This window comes from Aminobacter sp. P4_D5 (genome assembly GCF_056401815.1).
Genome location: NZ_JBFUIP010000969.1, coordinates 1 through 615 on the forward strand (window position 1 = coordinate 1; position 615 = coordinate 615).

Here is a 615-nt window from a genome sequence, read left to right on the forward strand (position 1 = left end):
ACCCATGGCAGGGCCTGGCGCTTCTCCGCCAGCACGTCGCTGCGCCGGGTCAGTTCCTTCTCCTCCCGGAGGAGCGCGCGCCGGGCTTCGAGCCACTCGCCCCGCGATACGACCTGATGATGCATGTTCCTTCTCCTTTCCTGTGACGGGTCAGGCCGGCAGCCGCCGGGCGTATTCCTCCCGCAGGCGCAGCCAGCTGTCCCAGAAGGGAGCAGGCTCTTCGCCATTGGCGCGGGCGACCAGGACGTCGAGATGGGCGTGCCAGCCGGCGCCGACCATCAGCATGGTCTCGCGGTCGGGCAGGCGGCGGTGGGTCACGGTGAGCAGGACCTTCGCGCCCCTGGGCTCCAGCTCGAAGGTGACTCCGTCGCTGCGGCCCCAAGTGATGACGAGGCGGCGGGGTGCGTCGAACTCGACGATCTCGCAGGTCATGCTGTGCTCGGCGGAATGGCCTTCGGGACGCCGGCCCGGGGGGTCGCTGAGCTCCTCGTTGCGCCAGGTGAACTCGAAGGTCGTGCCGGGCTTCATGCCCATGACGCCCGAGGCCAGCCATTTGCGGCGCAGGTCGCTCTCGGTGAGGTAGGCCCAGATGCGCTCGATCGGGCCGGGCAGCAT

2 protein-coding genes are annotated in these 615 nt (G+C 69.6%); both read right to left on the reverse strand.

Translation table 11 applies throughout. The annotated features are described in order from the left end of the window. Positions 1-125 (reverse strand): DUF899 family protein (locus AC1DWF_RS36120; RefSeq protein ID WP_476843261.1); only part of this gene is annotated, 125 nt, incomplete at its 3' end. Between the two features lie 25 nt (positions 126-150). Continuing rightward, positions 151-615 (reverse strand): SRPBCC family protein (locus AC1DWF_RS36125; RefSeq protein WP_476843260.1); only part of this gene is annotated, 465 nt, incomplete at its 5' end.